Source organism: Chryseobacterium sp. CH25, assembly GCF_004119455.1.
In the GTDB taxonomy this organism is placed as follows: domain Bacteria; phylum Bacteroidota; class Bacteroidia; order Flavobacteriales; family Weeksellaceae; genus Chryseobacterium.
In genome coordinates this window covers 279602-295795 of sequence record NZ_NRQT01000003.1, presented here as the reverse complement: position 1 = coordinate 295795, position 16194 = coordinate 279602, and the positions used below count along the sequence as shown (strand labels likewise).

General features: G+C 35.3%; 13 protein-coding genes. 7 read left to right on the top strand and 6 right to left on the bottom strand.

Annotated elements, in window-relative coordinates:
* Positions 1-95: 95 nt before the first annotated feature.
* From BOQ64_RS09520 to BOQ64_RS09510, 3 genes are read left to right on the top strand one after another with little or no spacing between them, the layout of a single operon-like run.
* Complete coding sequence (locus BOQ64_RS09520; RefSeq protein WP_164975783.1) at positions 96-677, top strand: LUD domain-containing protein; 582 nt, start codon at positions 96-98, stop codon at positions 675-677.
* Positions 678-701: 24 nt separating this feature from the next.
* Positions 702-1574 carry a phosphatidate cytidylyltransferase gene (locus tag BOQ64_RS09515; protein ID WP_129057871.1) on the top strand — a complete coding sequence of 291 codons (873 nt, stop codon included), beginning with the start codon at positions 702-704 and terminating at the stop codon, positions 1572-1574.
* Positions 1575-1578: 4 nt separating this feature from the next.
* A complete protein-coding gene (locus BOQ64_RS09510) occupies positions 1579-2232 on the top strand; it encodes a phosphatidylserine decarboxylase family protein (RefSeq protein ID WP_129057870.1) in 654 nt (217 codons plus the stop codon).
* A gap of 131 nt (positions 2233-2363) precedes the next feature.
* On the opposite strand, the gene BOQ64_RS09505 is transcribed toward BOQ64_RS09510, so the two are convergent.
* From BOQ64_RS09505 to BOQ64_RS09490, 4 genes are all read right to left on the bottom strand, one after another.
* Positions 2364-2714, bottom strand: a complete 351-nt coding sequence (locus tag BOQ64_RS09505) for a DUF1801 domain-containing protein (RefSeq protein WP_129057869.1) — start codon at positions 2712-2714, stop codon at positions 2364-2366.
* 22 nt (positions 2715-2736) lie between these two features.
* On the bottom strand, positions 2737-4440 hold the full coding sequence (locus BOQ64_RS09500) for an ABC transporter ATP-binding protein (protein WP_228448290.1): 1704 nt from the start codon (positions 4438-4440) through the stop codon (positions 2737-2739).
* A gap of 360 nt (positions 4441-4800) precedes the next feature.
* Positions 4801-5724 carry a M28 family metallopeptidase gene (locus BOQ64_RS09495; RefSeq protein WP_129057867.1) on the bottom strand — a complete coding sequence of 308 codons (924 nt, stop codon included), beginning with the start codon at positions 5722-5724 and terminating at the stop codon, positions 4801-4803.
* A 176-nt stretch (positions 5725-5900) separates the two neighbouring features.
* A complete protein-coding gene (locus BOQ64_RS09490; RefSeq protein WP_123869529.1) occupies positions 5901-6290 on the bottom strand; it encodes a DUF4293 family protein in 390 nt (129 codons plus the stop codon).
* Positions 6291-6434: 144 nt separating this feature from the next.
* Between BOQ64_RS09490 and rho the strand changes: the two genes are divergently transcribed.
* Together rho and BOQ64_RS09480 are read left to right on the top strand one after the other, a co-directional pair.
* The gene (gene rho, locus BOQ64_RS09485; RefSeq protein ID WP_129057866.1) at positions 6435-8252 is read left to right on the top strand and encodes a transcription termination factor Rho; all 1818 of its coding nucleotides are present in this window, start codon (positions 6435-6437) and stop codon (positions 8250-8252) included.
* A 201-nt stretch (positions 8253-8453) separates the two neighbouring features.
* Complete coding sequence (locus BOQ64_RS09480; protein WP_129057865.1) at positions 8454-9050, top strand: superoxide dismutase; 597 nt, start codon at positions 8454-8456, stop codon at positions 9048-9050.
* Positions 9051-9132: 82 nt separating this feature from the next.
* Here BOQ64_RS09480 and BOQ64_RS09475 read toward each other — a convergent pair whose 3' ends face one another.
* Both BOQ64_RS09475 and BOQ64_RS09470 read right to left on the bottom strand, forming a co-directional pair.
* Positions 9133-9456, bottom strand: coding sequence for a DUF6146 family protein (locus BOQ64_RS09475; RefSeq protein ID WP_262708746.1), 324 nt, complete (start codon positions 9454-9456; stop codon positions 9133-9135).
* Between the two features lie 144 nt (positions 9457-9600).
* Positions 9601-10800: an endonuclease gene (locus tag BOQ64_RS09470; RefSeq protein WP_129057864.1), complete on the bottom strand. Its 1200-nt coding sequence runs from the start codon at positions 10798-10800 to the stop codon at positions 9601-9603.
* Positions 10801-11214: 414 nt separating this feature from the next.
* On the opposite strand from BOQ64_RS09470, the gene BOQ64_RS09465 reads away from it, so the two are divergent.
* Positions 11215-13947, top strand: coding sequence for a carboxypeptidase regulatory-like domain-containing protein (locus BOQ64_RS09465; protein ID WP_129057863.1), 2733 nt, complete (start codon positions 11215-11217; stop codon positions 13945-13947).
* Between the two features lie 11 nt (positions 13948-13958).
* Positions 13959-16178 carry a DUF5689 domain-containing protein gene (locus BOQ64_RS09460; RefSeq protein WP_129057862.1) on the top strand — a complete coding sequence of 740 codons (2220 nt, stop codon included), beginning with the start codon at positions 13959-13961 and terminating at the stop codon, positions 16176-16178.
* Positions 16179-16194 lie beyond the last annotated feature (16 nt).

The following is a 16194-nucleotide window of genomic DNA, read 5'->3' as shown; positions in this document are numbered from 1 at the left end:
AAATTGTCAGGTTTTTTCATATTTAAGGAGATATTTTGGAATCTATTGTAATTTATTTTCTATTTTTGTATAAAGTTGACTAAAAATAGATTAAGTTGAATTTATTCAAGAGGATTGTAAGCAAACTTACCAACCAGCCTGAGGAAGAGGAAAAACAGAGTCTGGAGAAGCTTGGGGATTCGCTAAAAAATGCGGATCTCGACTATAAGTTTGCGCAATTATTTACGCATTCGGGGGGATTTTTTAATTATTGTGCAGATGAAGCGGAGGCTCTACAAACTTTAAATCAAATTGTTAAAATAGAAGGTATTAACAACCTTTTCTGTTGGGATAAGGAACTTCAGAACTTTTTAAATGTTGTGAAATCACCTTATACTTCAGAATTGCAGCCCTCCAATGATGCAGCATTTATCACCTGTGAATATCTGATTGCATATGATGGCAGAATAATGCTTTCACACAATAATATTCTTCATTATCATTCTTCAAGGCTTCCGGATAGAATTATCATCATTGCCAATGTTTCGCAGATTGTAAACAACCTGAATGATGCTATGGGGAAAATAAAAAGAAACGGAAATATCAAGAACCTTACTTCCATCAGCGGAAGCCAGTCTAAAATGGACAGTTCTTCTAATTCCAATACAAAACTGTTTTTATTGCTGCTTGAAGATTAAGCACCCACTACTAAATTTTAAATTTTGGACAAAAACCTCATTCAAAGAACCATTTCAGGTCTCGTTTATGTAGCCATTATCATTCTTTGTTCGACTCCGCTAGGGGCGCAACTTATCAACAGCATTTTTCCTGGCCTTATTCAGCAACAATATCTTTATTATGGATTAATAAGTTTATTATTGGTGGTAGGTACCTGGGAGTGTGTGAAAATAATGAAATTTGGAAAAGGATATGAAAAATGGGTAGTGTATCCATTGGTCATTTTTATATTTTATATTTTTTCCAAAAGATACTTCCATCATGATTTCTTTTTTGATTTCAGATTGAGTGAGATATTAGCTCTTGCTCTTATTGGTATTGCTGTAGTTACTTTATTTAAATTTCCTAACGAATTATACTTTGATAGCGGAAAACTGATTTTTACGGTCATTTATGTGGCTCTGCCGTTCAGTTTTGCATTAGGGTTACCTAAGTTTTCCAGCTATAGTGATAGCTTCTCTCTAGAAGTTCTTTTCCTTTTTATCCTGATCTGGAGTAGTGATACCTTTGCTTATCTGGTAGGGAAATTTTTTGGAAAACATAAAATGGCTCCAAAGATTTCTCCTAAAAAAACCTGGGAAGGGTATATTGGTGGAGTTGTTCTTACATTGGTGCTGTCTTATTTTGTAGAACAGTATCAACCCGAACTGAGAGGTAACTGGATGTTTGTAGGATTTTTGGTAGCTGCTTTTGCTCCACTGGGAGATTTAGTAGAAAGCCAGTTGAAGAGAAGTTTCGGTGTAAAAGACAGTGGAAACATCATTCCTGGGCATGGAGGAGTATTAGATAGGTTAGATAGTTTTATTATCTGCGTTCCTGTCGTATATTTGTACTTTATTTTAGAAAAATTTATTTAGTCTCATGAAATTACATAGAGAATCAAAAGGAACAATTACGGTAGCCACGATACTTTTTCTGGTATTGGGAGCTTTAGCCATCTATTTCCTTAAAATATGGTCTTTGTTGATCATCGTACCTTTGTTGGTTATTTACTGTCTTGTATTCTGGTTTTTCAGAGTTCCGAACCGTAGTATTCTTGACCACAGAGAGAATGTAATCGCTCCGGTTGACGGAAAAGTGGTAATGATCAAAGAAGTGGAAGAAAATGAATTCATTAAAGGAAAGGCCATTCAGGTTTCTATCTTCATGTCTCCATTGAATGTACACATCTGCAGATATCCGGTAAGCGGAAAAGTGATCTACAAAAAATACCACCCGGGAAAGTACCTGGTAGCATGGCATGAAAAATCATCTACAGAGAATGAAAGAACAACGGTAGCAGTTGAAACTGAAACCAATCATAAAGTAGTTTTCAGACAGATTGCAGGATATGTGGCCAGAAGGATCGTATTCTACTGTAACGAGGGAGATCAGGCAAAAGCCGGACATGAGTTTGGGTTTATCAAATTCGGGTCAAGAATGGATGTTTTTCTGCCTTTAGATACTGAAATCATCTGTAAGATTGGTGACATTACCAAAGGAGGTTTGGATGTTATCGCTAAATTGAAAGATTAAGATATATAATTATCATATTGAGACTGTTCTGAAAGGGCAGTCTTTTTTGTTTCTAAACACTAATGGTACAAACGGGTTGTACGAATATCACTAATAAAAAAACGGAGATTATCTCCGTTTTTCTTTTCTATCTAAGCTTTAATATATGGCTTTATTTCGTCTAATATGCTTAATATAAACTCTACCGGTAAATCCTCTTCTGCATCAATTAAAAGGATCTTAAACTTCTTCCTCCCGTCCTGTGTGAGTTCCGGATAATCCAGCTTGTCACCATGATAAAAACTGAGGTAGTGTTTTTTGTATTTTTTGCTATAATAAAAATAACACAGCATTTTCTTTTTGTACTTGATGAAAGGCAGTCCGAAACTGAAAGTTTCTGTAATATGTTCAGGATCTGAAGCCAGGATGGTTTCCCGTAAAAAAAGAAGAGTACTTCTTTCAGGCTCTTCGATTCTGTAGAAATACTCTTGTATAGGGTTCATTTTTATGTTGATTTAAAAATAATTAGTCAAAGTTTTGAAGTTCAACAAGCTTGTTGTACATCCCTTTCTTAGCAATAAGATCATGGTGGGTTCCCTGTTCTACAATGGTTCCTTTTTCCATTACTACAATCCAGTCTGCTTTTTGGATCGTTGAAAGACGGTGGGCAATCACAAGGGAAGTTCTGTTTTCCATCATTTTTTCCAGAGCATCCTGTACAAATCTTTCAGATTCTGTATCTAAAGCTGAAGTAGCTTCATCAAGAATCATAATTGGTGGGTTTTTCAATACAGCTCTTGCAATGGATACCCTTTGTTTCTGTCCACCGGAAAGTTTATTTCCATCATCTCCGATATTGGTGTCATATCCGTCAGATAAACCTGTAATGAAAGAATCCGCATTCGCAATTTTAGCAGCTGCAATAACTTCCTCTCTGGTTGCATTAGGTTTACCCATTAAAATGTTATTATAAACCGAATCATTGAATAATACAGATTCCTGGGTTACCATCCCAAGGAGTTGGCGATATTCCTGTAATTTTAAATGTTTAAGGTCTACACCATCAATCAGGATCTGTCCTTCAGAAACATCATAGAATCTTGCCAAAAGGTTGGCAATAGTAGTTTTTCCACTTCCACTCTGTCCTACCAGTGCAACGGTTTTTCCTTTAGGAATCGTTAAATCAAAGTTCTTAAGAATCAGATTGGCTTTATCATAGTAGAATCCAATATTCTTGAATTCAATATTCTTATTAAGTGTTGAGATGGAAACAGGCTCTGCAATTTCTTCAATTTTTACATCTGCATCCAGAATTTCCAATACTCTTTTCAGAGAAGCTTCTCCTTTCTGTACGTTTGAAATAGAAGTTGATAAACTCTTTGCAGGTGGTAAGATCTGGAAGAACATTCCCAAGAACACAAGGAAACCGGCAGGGGAAAGACTCTGTTCAACAATAATCTGTTTCCCTCCATACCATGCAATAATTAGAAAAGTAATAGACCCTAAGAATTCGCTCATTGGTGATGCCAACTCTTTCTTTCTTCCCAAGCTGATTGAGCTGGAGATCCATTTGTTCATGGACTTCATAAAACGATTGTCCATAATCTTTTCTGCATTAAAGATTTTAATAACTTTTGATGATTTTAAAGTCTCATCTACAATAGAAAAGATAGTTCCCATTTCATGCTGGGCCTCATGAGAGTCTTTTTTAAGGCTTTTCCCAATTAATGCAATCATTGTTCCCATTACAGGCAATACCAATAAAGAGAAAAGAGTCATTTCAGGACTTACGATAAATAAAGAGATCAGAGTACTGATTAGCATAAACGGAGCATTGATTAATTCAACCAAACTCCCCAGGATGTTTCCTTCAACTTCTCCTACATCATTAGACATACGGGACATCATATCTCCTTTTCTGCTTTCCGTAAAGAATGAAACCGGTAAAGAAAGTATTTTTCTGTACATAGCACCTCGAAGGTCTTTGGTAACACCTACACGATAGTTAATCAAAAGAAATGCTCCCAGATATCTGAAAATATTTCTTAATAAGAACATAAACGCTGTAATGATACAAAGCCAAGCCAGAACTTTTAAAGACCCATATTGAGCAACTAATGACTGGATATAGTAGTTGGCATAATCTTTTGCATAGGTGAAAAAATCAAGAAATTCTCCTGAATACACCGGAGCTATATTTTTTTCTGCTTTGATGGTTCCAAAAAGCATTCCTAAAACGGGAAGAATTGTCCCCAGTGAAGCAATTTGAAATAAGGAATACAGAATATTGAAAAATAAACTTCCGTAGATATATTTTTGATGTGGCCTCGCGAACCTCAGTATTTTTTATACTCATTCATTCAATGAAAAATTTGGATAGCAAAATTACGTAAAATTAAAAGATAAGACGTTCTTAATCCCGTTTTACTTTAATGGATAAGTTTCAAAATGAAGTTTTTTGTTACAACATATTGAAATAAAGTGAAAAAGAGTGGAAAAGACTCTGGAATATAGAGCGTGAAAAATAATCAGTTTTTCAGCTAAAGCCAAAATAAAACCGCCAATATGACGGTTTTATGAAGTATAATATTAATTAAAATTTACCTGGTCGTTATATTTTGGTTCAAAGTTTTTAGGATTGAGTTTCTCCAATGTCTTTCCAAAATTATTGATGATTTGGGTCATATTATCTACATCAACAATGCTGATATCATCATTTACTTGATGATAGTGCTTAGCTTTAGTCATGTCAACCGTTGAAAATGAATGAGCAATAATTTTCTTTTTTACAAAACTGACATTATCTGAACGGTAAAAAAGCTGCTGTTTTGCATAAGGATCAGCATTGATTTTTAACCCGTTTACTGCTTGAGCGTTGAAGAGCTCATCAAGATCTGAGAAGCCGTCTCCCGTCATATATAATGCATTTTCCCCCCATTGGGATTCTGTGGCAACCATTTCAAAATTGAAAAGAGCCGTCATGTTTTTGTATATTTTGTCAAGGTTTTTATCCTCAGAGATTGCTTTGGATCCAAGCATTCCTTTTTCTTCTCCATTAAAGGCCATGAAAGCCATAGAAAATTCAGGTTCCTTATCTTTGAAATAATCTGCGATACCTACCAGTGTGGTAATTCCGCTGGCATCATCATCAGCACCATTATAAATATTGTCACCGCTTTTTTTATTGGTTCCGATATGATCAAAATGTCCTGAAAAGCCAAGTGTTTTATCAGATTTACCTTTCTTTATGCCGCAAACATTATAAGCTGTTTTACCATTGTATTCAAAAGGAATCAGGTATGAGCTTCCTGTACAGTATTTAAGATTGTTTTCTTTGAAAAGAGTGGCAATATAATTGGCAGCATTCTCATTTTCAGAAGTTCCAATTTCGCGACCTTTCATTTCATCAGAAGCCAGGGTAGAAATAATAGTTTTTACTCTTTCTTTTGATATTTCCTGCGCAAAAGTGCATACTGAGAATAGCGATAAAGTAAGATATGTTAGCTTTTTCATAGTCTTTAATTAAAAGTTATAGAATCTGTCGTCTTTCAGATCAAAATGTTGCAGGGAAGTTACATAAATTAATTGATCGGAGCAGATTATCGGGTAGAATAGCAGAATACAGATATATACAAATAAAAAACAGCTCCTGAAAAGGAACTGTTCTCACTCAAAAAATCGTTGTAAGGTTACCGAAGTCTGTCTACAGATTTCACGAGCCTCTCATCTTTACGGATGTATACATTTGCTATAAGCAGACATATTACCGCAATTAATGGGAAAATCGGCTCAATACCCTTCTCAGGAAACTGAATTCCTCCGGATAAGCTTAGCAGCCAGTACGCCAATACACCAATCAACAAAGCGTTTATAATGATGCTGATGGTATTCAGCAAAATTTGTCTCTTTCTGTTTTTAAAACTGAAGATACTTAATGATCCAATAATAACAAGGATAATACATCCTATATTAAGTACAGGAATACTGTCTGAAATCACAACATCCTGTCCCGTTATAAAAAGGAAAACAGCAGCTAAAACTGCCAATAAAGTCCATATAGTTTGTATTCTCTGTAGCATTGAATATTAAATTCTTGGCAAAAATAATATAAATTTTGCACAATTCAAAAATAAGTGTAGATTTGCATTATACAATGTACTTGAAAACAAAAGTCACCGGACTTACTTTTCTTACTCACAATTAATTACATTTTTACATTAAATATGTTTAACATAGAAACGTTAAGGTCAAAATCCGTAACGGAACTGACTAAAATCTTAAAGGATTTGGGCGTTAAAGTTGCAAGAAACAGCAATGAAAATGACAAAATCTTTGCAATTCTTGACTTTCAGGCTTCCAATCCTAAAGTAGCAAAAGATTATTTCAACGCCACGGAAACCAGCGCCAATACTGAAGAAGCTCCAGCAGAAAAAACTGCAAAGGCTCCTGTAAAAAAAGCTGCTCCAAAGAAAGCCCCGGCAAAGCCTAAGGCAACTGCTAAAGCTCCAACAGAACCACAAGTAGAGGAAAAAGTAGAAGAAATAACGCCGGTTGCTGAAGAAGTAAAAGCAGAAGAGCCTAAAACTGAAACAGTAGTAGCAACAGTAAACGAAGAAGTATCTGCCGCTAATTCTGCTAAAAAGAAAAGAAAAAGAGTTTCTCCTAATACTGGAAATACAGAAACTCCTCAGGAAAAACCTGAAGCCCCTAAAAACACAGAATCTCAAGAGCCTACACAGGCAGAAGAAAAGCCTCACAATCCTCAACAACAGGCTAACAGACCTCAAAAGGGACACAACCATCCACAGAACAGTGGAAACCAACATAAAAATCAAAACCAACATCAGAACCAACACCAAAATCAGAATCAAAACAGACATTCTGAAAAGGCAGAGGAGCAGCAAGACCACAAGAAGGAATTTAATTTCGACGGAATGGTAAGCATTGAAGGGGTGTTGGAGATTTTACCTGATAACTACGGATTTTTACGTTCTTCAGACTTTAGCTATATCTCTTCTCCTGATGATGTATACGTTTCTACGGCACAGATCAGAAATTTTGGTCTGAAAACCGGAGATACAGTTAAAGGAATTGTAAGATTACCGAAAGAAGGTGAAAAATATTTTTCATTATTAAGACCAACGGAAGTTAACGGACGTGATCTTGCATTCATCAAAGATCGTGTTGCTTTTGAATATCTGACTCCACTTTTCCCTGAAGAGAAATTTAACCTTGCAGGAAGCGGATCTACAGTTTCTACCAGAATTGTTGACTTATTTGCACCAATTGGGAAAGGACAGAGAGCAATGATTGTTGCACAGCCTAAAACTGGTAAAACAATGTTGCTTAAAGATATTGCCAACTCTATTGCAGCTAACCACCCGGAAGTATATATGATGGTTCTTCTTATCGATGAACGTCCGGAAGAGGTTACAGATATGGAAAGAAGTGTGAATGCAGAAGTAATTGCTTCTACATTTGATGAAGCTGCTGAGAAACACGTAAAAGTGGCTAACCTTGTTTTAGCAAAAGCTCAGAGAATGGTAGAGTGTGGGCATGATGTTGTAATCCTGTTAGACTCTATCACGAGATTGGCAAGAGCATACAACACGGTAACTCCAGCATCCGGTAAGGTTCTTTCCGGTGGGGTAGACGCTAATGCACTTCATAAACCGAAAAGATTCTTTGGTGCAGCAAGAAAAATTGAAGGTGGAGGATCTTTAACGATTATTGCAACGGCATTAATTGATACAGGTTCTAAAATGGACGAAGTGATCTTTGAAGAATTCAAAGGTACAGGTAACATGGAACTTCAGTTAGACAGAAAAATTGCAAATAGAAGAATTTATCCTGCGATTGATCTGGTATCATCCAGTACACGTAGAGATGACCTTCTTTTAGATGAAAAAACTTCGCAGAGAATGTGGATTTTAAGAAAATACCTTTCTGAAATGAATCCTGTAGAAGCGATGGAATTTGTAGATAAGAACATTAAAGGAACTCTTAATAATGAAGAATTCCTGATGTCTATGAATAAATAAATTTAATATTGTTAAATAGAAAGCACGGGTCTCAGGATTCGTGCTTTTTAGTTTGATATTATATACATTGAAAAGTTTTTTAAAATTTAATTCATTCTAAATCAATATATCAATGTTAAAGATTTATTAAAGTAATCCCCAATCTTTGATAATACCTTAAATATTGGCTAATTTTGAAGTATAACATTAAAAATAAAGATTATGTCATTTGAATTACCAAAATTAGGATATGCATACGATGCATTAGAGCCTACGATCGATGCAAGAACTATGGAAATCCACTATACGAAGCACCACCAAGCGTATATTGACAATTTAAATAAAGCAATTGAAGGAACTGATTTAGCAGGAAAAACTATTGAAGAGATCTGCCAGACAGGAACTGATAAGCCAGCTGTAAGAAACAATGGAGGAGGACACTTCAACCACTCTCTATTCTGGGAAATTTTAACTCCTGGCGGAAGCAATGAGCCAGTAGGAAACGTAAAAGCTGCTATCGAAAACTATGGTGGTCTTGAGAAATTCAAAAATGATTTTTCTGATGCTGCTAAAACAAGATTCGGTTCAGGATGGGCTTGGTTAGTAAAAAATGCTGACGGATCTGTATCTGTTTCTTCAACTCCAAACCAGGATAACCCATTAATGCCTGTTGCAGACGTTAAAGGAACTCCGGTTTTAGGATTAGACGTTTGGGAGCACGCTTATTATTTAAACTACCAAAACAGAAGACCTGACTATGTTTCTGCATTCTTTTCTGTAGTAAACTGGGATAAGGTAGAAGAATTATTCAACAAATAATTTTCATCTATTATAAAAATAAAAGGTTCAGAATTTTCTGAACCTTTTTTAATTGATTTATGTGTCAAAATTATCTTCCGTTTTAGAAGGCGTCGCTTCCGGATAATCCGTTCATCCTTAATCCGTATTTCCATTTTACATACGCAAATACCTGATAAAGTTTATATTCAAATTTTATCCCGTAGTTTTCTCTTGGGTCATAATCTATTCCGGATTCTATGATATTCCTGTATTTTCCGGTGCTGTAATAGCTGTTCCATTCATTCACAAGGAATGTGTTTTTTGTTTTCAGATAAGATTCTGAGTACTGGCTCATTGGCTTGGCCACGGCATTAAGGAAATAATCAAATTGAGTGTCAATAACGGTAAGATCCCATTCCCCGTCATCATTTTTAGACGGTTTCATTTCATTCTTTTCTTTATCCTTTTTGTGTTGTTTTGCTGTGGAAGACAACTGAAAGGTATAAGAGCAATAAAAAGTATTAGAACAAAATTTTTCATAATTCAGGTATTTATTAAAAAAGCACTCCAATAAGAGTGCCTTTCTGTATTATTTTTTAATATATTCTTTCTGAACTACGGAAACCGCAGGGAAGTGATCACTGTATCCACCAGTGAATCGGTCTCCATCCCAAGAACGTAAAGGATATCCTTTCCATTGCCCTTCTTTGTTTACCAGATAAGCCGGAGCATAGATCTCAGCTTTAAAAATGGTATAAGTAGGAGTTATTTTTTCAGGAGAATAAAGGTTTCTTGAAACAATGATCTGATCAAACAGGTTCGGTGCATCTCTATAAGCAAGAGAGGCTACACCTGCCTTATATAATTTATACATTAAGTTATAATAAGGAGTTTTATCAGATAATTCACTTGGATCACCCACAGCTGCCAAATGTTTTTTCAAACTTGGGCTTACCGGATCGTCATTATAGTCACCCATTGAGAATAATTTGATACCAGGGTTTTCAGCAGTTACCTTGTCCATTTCCTCTTTTAATACAGTAGCAGCTGTATTTCTTTTTGCAAGGGAAATAGCTTCTCCACCTCTTCTGGATGGCCAGTGGTTCATGAAGATTCCTACTTTTTCTCCATCTAATAGGCCAATAGCGATTACAATATCTCTGGTGTATTCTCTTTTTCCGTTTTCATCATAAATTTTAATTTCTTTTTTATATGAATCCAAAACAGAGAATCTTCCTTTCTGATAGATGATGGCCACATCAATCCCTCTGGCATCATAAGAATTGAAATGTACAATTCCGTAGTTGCTTCTTGCTAAAGCAGGCTGTTTGATAAGGTCTTCAATTACCTGTCTGTTTTCTACCTCAATTAATCCACAGATTGCAGGGTTATCGTTGGTATATTGTCTTCCAAGTTCGGAAATAACCTTAGCTTCATTAGCTAACTTTTGATTATAGTATTTTGTACCCCATCTTTTAGGGCTGTTCACTGTAAAATCTTCAGATAAGAACTGTTTTCTGATTACTTTTTTTCCAATTAATAGATCATCACTCCATTCCCCTTTATAATCTTCTGTTGTTTCAAGATATTTAAGAGAATCTACAGGTACACTTCTGTGGAATTTAGGGTTAGAACGTGGCAATGTTCCATCAATATAATCTGCAGAAGGAATAGTGTCCCAAAGGTTTTCAACATTCAGGAAAGCGACAGCTGCTCTCTTTACCTGCCTCTGTTGTGAGAAAGCAGAACCAAAGCAAAATAGGGCGGCGATGATTAAATATTTTTTCATATTCTTAGTATATTCAAAAAATTGAGGGGGTAAAATTACTAATTTTATATAAGAATAAAGATTAAAATAATCTGAGTTTAATTTAATAAAAGGTTAAGATTGAGATAGAAAGTCTGAAAGAAATGCATAATCATTCATTATTTTGATATTGTTAAGGAGTATTTATTATTTATACAATGCTAAAAAATAAGCTGTTTGTTTGGGATTAAAAATATTCTGTAATGATTGTTGAACACTTTTCTTAACATCTGTTGCTCTTTTTTGTGATTGATGAAAATAGCTCTGTTTTTTTAGGATAATGAATAGAGGTTAAGAAAAATTAATAGAATAAAGAGCTAAAAATGTTTGAGTTAATGAAAATAGTCCTAAATTTGTTGCCCCTTAAATAAAGAAGGAGTTAAAAATAAGTTTATTATGATTAAAAAACTATCCCTAATCTCTTTGTTTACTTTAATGCCTGCCTCTTTTTACTTTGCACAAACTACTGTGTTTGCGTATGTTAAAGATCAGGATGGTAAGCCTTTGGAGAAAGCAGAAGTAGATCTAGCACAGTCCACTGATGATACATCTGTGGATAAAATTGGATACTTCCAGTTTGTGGATTTAAAACCTGGCCACTATCTTATTACAGTGACAAAACCAAATTTTGAGTCTAAAATCTTAGAGTTTGACGTAACTGCTGATGAGAAGAAAAAAGATTTAGGTGTTATTACACTTAATTACAACTTAGGATCAGATGCAGGAGTAATAGTTATTGACGACTCAGCAAATGATACTGAAGATGGAGGCTCATCAATGCAGCCTACTGTAGGACTTTTAAGCTCAGGAAGAGATGCTTTCCAGAATGTTTCCGCTTTTGAACTGGGTGCTTACTGGTTCAGACCAAGAGGGGTAGACAACAGATTTGAGGATGTACTTTTTAATGGAGTATCCATGTCTAAAAATGATGATGGTAAAGTAGACTTTAACAACTGGGGAGGTCTTAATGATGTAACAAGATATCCTTATGAAAATGTGGATAATATTACTCCTTCAGAATATACTTTTGGTAATTTAGGTGGTGCTGTTTATTACAATACAAGAGCATCAAGCTATAGAAAGCAAACTTCATTAGCTTATTCATTTACAAACAGAAGTTATTTACACAGAGCAATTGCTACTTATTCTTCAGGCCTTTCTAAAGATGGATGGGCATTCACATTCTCAGCAAGTAGAAGATGGGGAGACAGAGCAATTATTGATGGTGTTTATCAGGATGCTTATGCATATTTTGCTTCTATCGAGAAGAAATTCAGTGATAGACACTCTCTTAATTTAACGGCTTTCGGATCTCCAACTTACAGATCTTCCAATGCTCCAAATACTCAGGAGGTTTATGATCTTATGGGTAAAAACTATAACTCATACTGGGGATGGCAAGATGGAGAAAAAAGAAACTCCAGAATCAGAAAGGTGTATGAGCCGGTATTCATGTTAACAGATTACTTAAAAATAGGTAAAAACTCTAACTGGATCAATACTGTTTCCTATCAGTTTGGTAGCGATGCGAGAAGTAGATTAGACTGGTTCCATGCTGCTGATCCAAACCCTACATATTACAGAAAATTACCAAGCTACGGTCTTCTTACAGCTGATGAATTCAGACAACAGTCTCAGATCGACTGGAATTATCTATATAATACCAACCGCATCAATAAAACCAATATGGATGGTTCTGAAAGAGGAGCATCTTATACATTGATTGATGATGTGAATAAAGATAAAACTTTCAATTTCTCCTCTCACTTTGATACAAAACTGAAAGATAACTGGAAGTTGAATATTAACTTTAATTATCAGAACTTACAATCAGATAACTTCAGAAGAATTAATGATTTATTAGGAGCTAACTATGCTAATAATCTTAATCCTTTTAACAATGATGTAAGATATAACCTTGATGATGAGAATACTAAAGTAAGAGTAGGAGACAGAACTCAATATTCTTACCAGTTAACCAGAAATCATTATTCATTAAATGTTTCTACTGAAATTGATTTCAACAAATGGAATGTAGTTGCTTCCATATTCGCATCACAATCTGAGTCTTATAGAAATGGAGACTACAGAAGCGGAATAGCGCAGTTTACTAATAATTCTAAAGGAAGAAGTGCAATATACAATGCTTTAGATGCTGGTATTAAAGGAAAGATTACCTATAAGATCAACGGTAAAAACTTTATCGTATATAACGGTGCTTTCTTTAGTTTAGCTCCTACACTTAATGAAATCTATATCAACCCTAGAGTTTCAGATTTCTTAACTCCTGGTGTTAAAAATCAAGTGATCAACTCTAATGATATCAGCTATATCATGAGAGGACAGATTTTAAAATTAAGAGTATCAGGGTACTACACTACAATCAGTAACTCTACTGAATTAGCAAGATATTATGCCGCTGTTTCTACAGACTCAGGATCATATAATACATTGATTAACGAGGCAATGAGTGGAGCTGATAAGAGATATATCGGAGCTGAATTAGGTTTCGATGTGAAAATTACACCTACCATTAATGCTGTTGGGGTTGCAAGTGTTGGTGAATACAAATTTACAAACACGCCACAGGTTTATTCAGTAGATGACCTTAATGGTTTCAGAAGCTATGGTGCTGCTAATGTAAAAGATTATAAAGTTGCTGGTACACCTCAAAAAGCATTCTCTTTAGGATTGAAATACAATTCACCTAAATACTGGTGGGTAGGAGCTTCTGCTAACTATCTGATGGATCAGTATCTTGATTTCTCTGCGCTTAACAAAACAGCTGCAATGTATACAATTCCTGATTCAGGAGGTCTTATTTACGATGGAGCTACACCGGAAGTTATTCAGAAACTTACTGCTCAGAAGAAATTTGATGATCAGTTTATGCTGAATGCTAACGCTGGTAAATCTTTCCAATTTGGAAAATACAGAGTTGGGGTAAGTATTTCTGTAAATAATATCTTAAATAACAGAAACTACGTAACTGGAGGATTTGAACAAGGTAGAGCCGCTAACTTTACGGATGCACTTGCTGAATCTCAAAGAGCAACTCCTTATTTCGGACCAAAACTTTGGTATGACAGAGGAAGAACTTTCTTTACTAATGTTTATTTAAGATTCTAATAAAGACTACAATGAAAAAATATAATTCAATTTTTAAATCTATTTGTATCGCAGCAGCCTCTCTATGGATTATCGTAGGATGTGTACATGATGATAAATATGATGAACCCAATCTCGATGGTTACGCGTGTGTTGCCGATTTTAAGGCTAATGTAACCTTAAGTGAGTTAAAGAAGAAGTTTACTGAAAATAATCCTTCAGGGGCTGCTTATGTATTCCCGGCAGATAAGCCTAATGATGCAAGTGATGATTTGTTTATCGAAGGATATGTTTCTTCTACGGATGAAACCGGGAATATCTATAAAACAATCTATATTCAGGATGCATTGAAGAATCCTACTCATGGTTTTACCATCAGTGTGGATATGGTAAGTTCTTATACAAGATTCCCTCAGGGATCTAAGATCTATGTAAAGCTTAATGGTCTTGCGGTAGGTACTTATGGAGGTGTAGTTCAGCTTGGGGTAAAAACAGGCGCTGAATCTGCAGCAAACGGAGTTTCCAGAATTCCTGAGAAATTAGCGCCAAGTGTAATTTCAAGATCTTGTACTACAAGAGGGGAAATCACACCAAGAGTTATTTCTATAGCAGATCTTAAAGCTAATGAAGACCTAATCGGTTGTTTAGTGGAGCTGAATAATGTAGAATTTGATGCAAAAGCTTTATGTTCAAACTACGCACCTAACGGTGAAACTGTGGATAAAGTAATTGGTCAGAATTGGGATAAATTAGCCAAAGTTTACAAAAACACTGCAGTAGTAAGAAACAGTGGATATTCTTCTTTTGCCAATCAATATATTCCGGCTGGACAAGGAACTTTTAAAGGAATATTCAGTAAGTTCCAGTCAGGATCCAATACAACTTACCAGTTCTATATCAATAAAGTTACTGATCTTGATATGGAGGGAAAGAAAAATGGTGAACTTACAGATCATCACTTCCCACGTCAGGATGAAATTAAGGAAAACCCTTGTAGATTTAGTGATACAAACCTTACCGCTAAAACGATTGCAGATATCAAGCAACTTGGGGCTTCATTACCTCCAACAGGATTAGTGTTAGCAGAAATTACAGGAGATTTCTATGTAAAAGCTCAGGTTACTGCTAATGATGAGGCTGGAAACATTTTCAGATATCTGTATGTAGAGGACGCAACCGGGGGAATTAAGATCAATATCAATAAGACAGATCTTTTCCAGGATGCAAGATTTAAAGTAGGAAAAGACCTTTATATTAAACTTAAAGGATTGTATTTAAGAAATGTTTCTGGAGAATTACAGCTTGGATCTAATGAATCAGTATCTACTATTGGATACAGAATCAGAGAAGAAAATATATACAAACACTTATATGATTCCAATGAGCCTGCAAGAGCGGTTGTTGCTTCTGAAAGAACAATTTCTCAGTTAACAACAGCAGATGTAGGAAGATGGATTAAAATTAAAGATCTTGAATTCATTAACGGAGACTTAGGTAAAACGTATGCAGATGGTACAGGGCTTTCAAACAGAACGTTGGAAGACTGTTCAGGAAAAACAATTACTTTAAGAACCAGCGGACGTGCTGTATTTGCAGGAAAAGCAGCAAATACTATTGAAGTAGCAGGTGGAAAGGGTGATGTATATGCTGTTTTAAGTATATTTAATGGTACTTACCAATTGTGGTTTACCAAACTTCCGGATCTTCAGTTAACTAATCCTAGATGTGACGGAAGTATCTATACACCGCTTCCTGTTCTTTATAAAGATGATTTTGCTGCAGGTGGATTTAATAGTACAGAGTGGACGGTTGTTAATAAAGTAGGACCAAACCAATTCTGGGGAACATCTAACCAAGGAAACGGAACGAACTATTATGCCATGATGAATGGTAATGCAGGTGGTGCAGGTAATAATTTCGATAACGAAGACTGGTTGATTTCTAAAGCAGTAAGCTTAGCTGGTAAATCTAAGGCTATGGTAACATTTACTACAGATGTAAGATATGATGGTTATGCTTTACAGGTATATGCTACTGATAACTATACCGGAAATGTGGAAACTACTAACTGGACACAGCTTCCGGCAATTCTGGATACCAATACCGGTGCATTCGGAGATTGGGTAAGCTCAGGAAATGTAGATTTAAGTGCTTTCTTGGGTAAGAATGTAAGAATTGCATTTAAATATACTTCTACAACAGCTAAAGCTTCAACATGGGAAGTAGATAATTTCAACATTAAAGGACAATAAGTATTGTTTTTTATAT

Coding starts and splice junctions, on each gene's coding strand:
- BOQ64_RS09510 (WP_129057870.1), top strand. CDS start 1,579: ATGAAATTACATAGAGAATCAAAAGGAACAATTACGGTAGCCACGATA.
- BOQ64_RS09505 (WP_129057869.1), bottom strand. CDS start 2,714: ATGAACCCTATACAAGAGTATTTCTACAGAATCGAAGAGCCTGAAAGA.
- BOQ64_RS09500 (WP_228448290.1), bottom strand. CDS start 4,440: ATGCTTTTTGGAACCATCAAAGCAGAAAAAAATATAGCTCCGGTGTAT.
- BOQ64_RS09495 (WP_129057867.1), bottom strand. CDS start 5,724: ATGAAAAAGCTAACATATCTTACTTTATCGCTATTCTCAGTATGCACT.
- BOQ64_RS09490 (WP_123869529.1), bottom strand. CDS start 6,290: ATGCTACAGAGAATACAAACTATATGGACTTTATTGGCAGTTTTAGCT.
- rho (WP_129057866.1), top strand. CDS start 6,435: ATGTTTAACATAGAAACGTTAAGGTCAAAATCCGTAACGGAACTGACT.
- BOQ64_RS09480 (WP_129057865.1), top strand. CDS start 8,454: ATGTCATTTGAATTACCAAAATTAGGATATGCATACGATGCATTAGAG.
- BOQ64_RS09475 (WP_262708746.1), bottom strand. CDS start 9,456: ATGAAACCGTCTAAAAATGATGACGGGGAATGGGATCTTACCGTTATT.
- BOQ64_RS09470 (WP_129057864.1), bottom strand. CDS start 10,800: ATGAAAAAATATTTAATCATCGCCGCCCTATTTTGCTTTGGTTCTGCT.
- BOQ64_RS09465 (WP_129057863.1), top strand. CDS start 11,215: ATGATTAAAAAACTATCCCTAATCTCTTTGTTTACTTTAATGCCTGCC.
- BOQ64_RS09460 (WP_129057862.1), top strand. CDS start 13,959: ATGAAAAAATATAATTCAATTTTTAAATCTATTTGTATCGCAGCAGCC.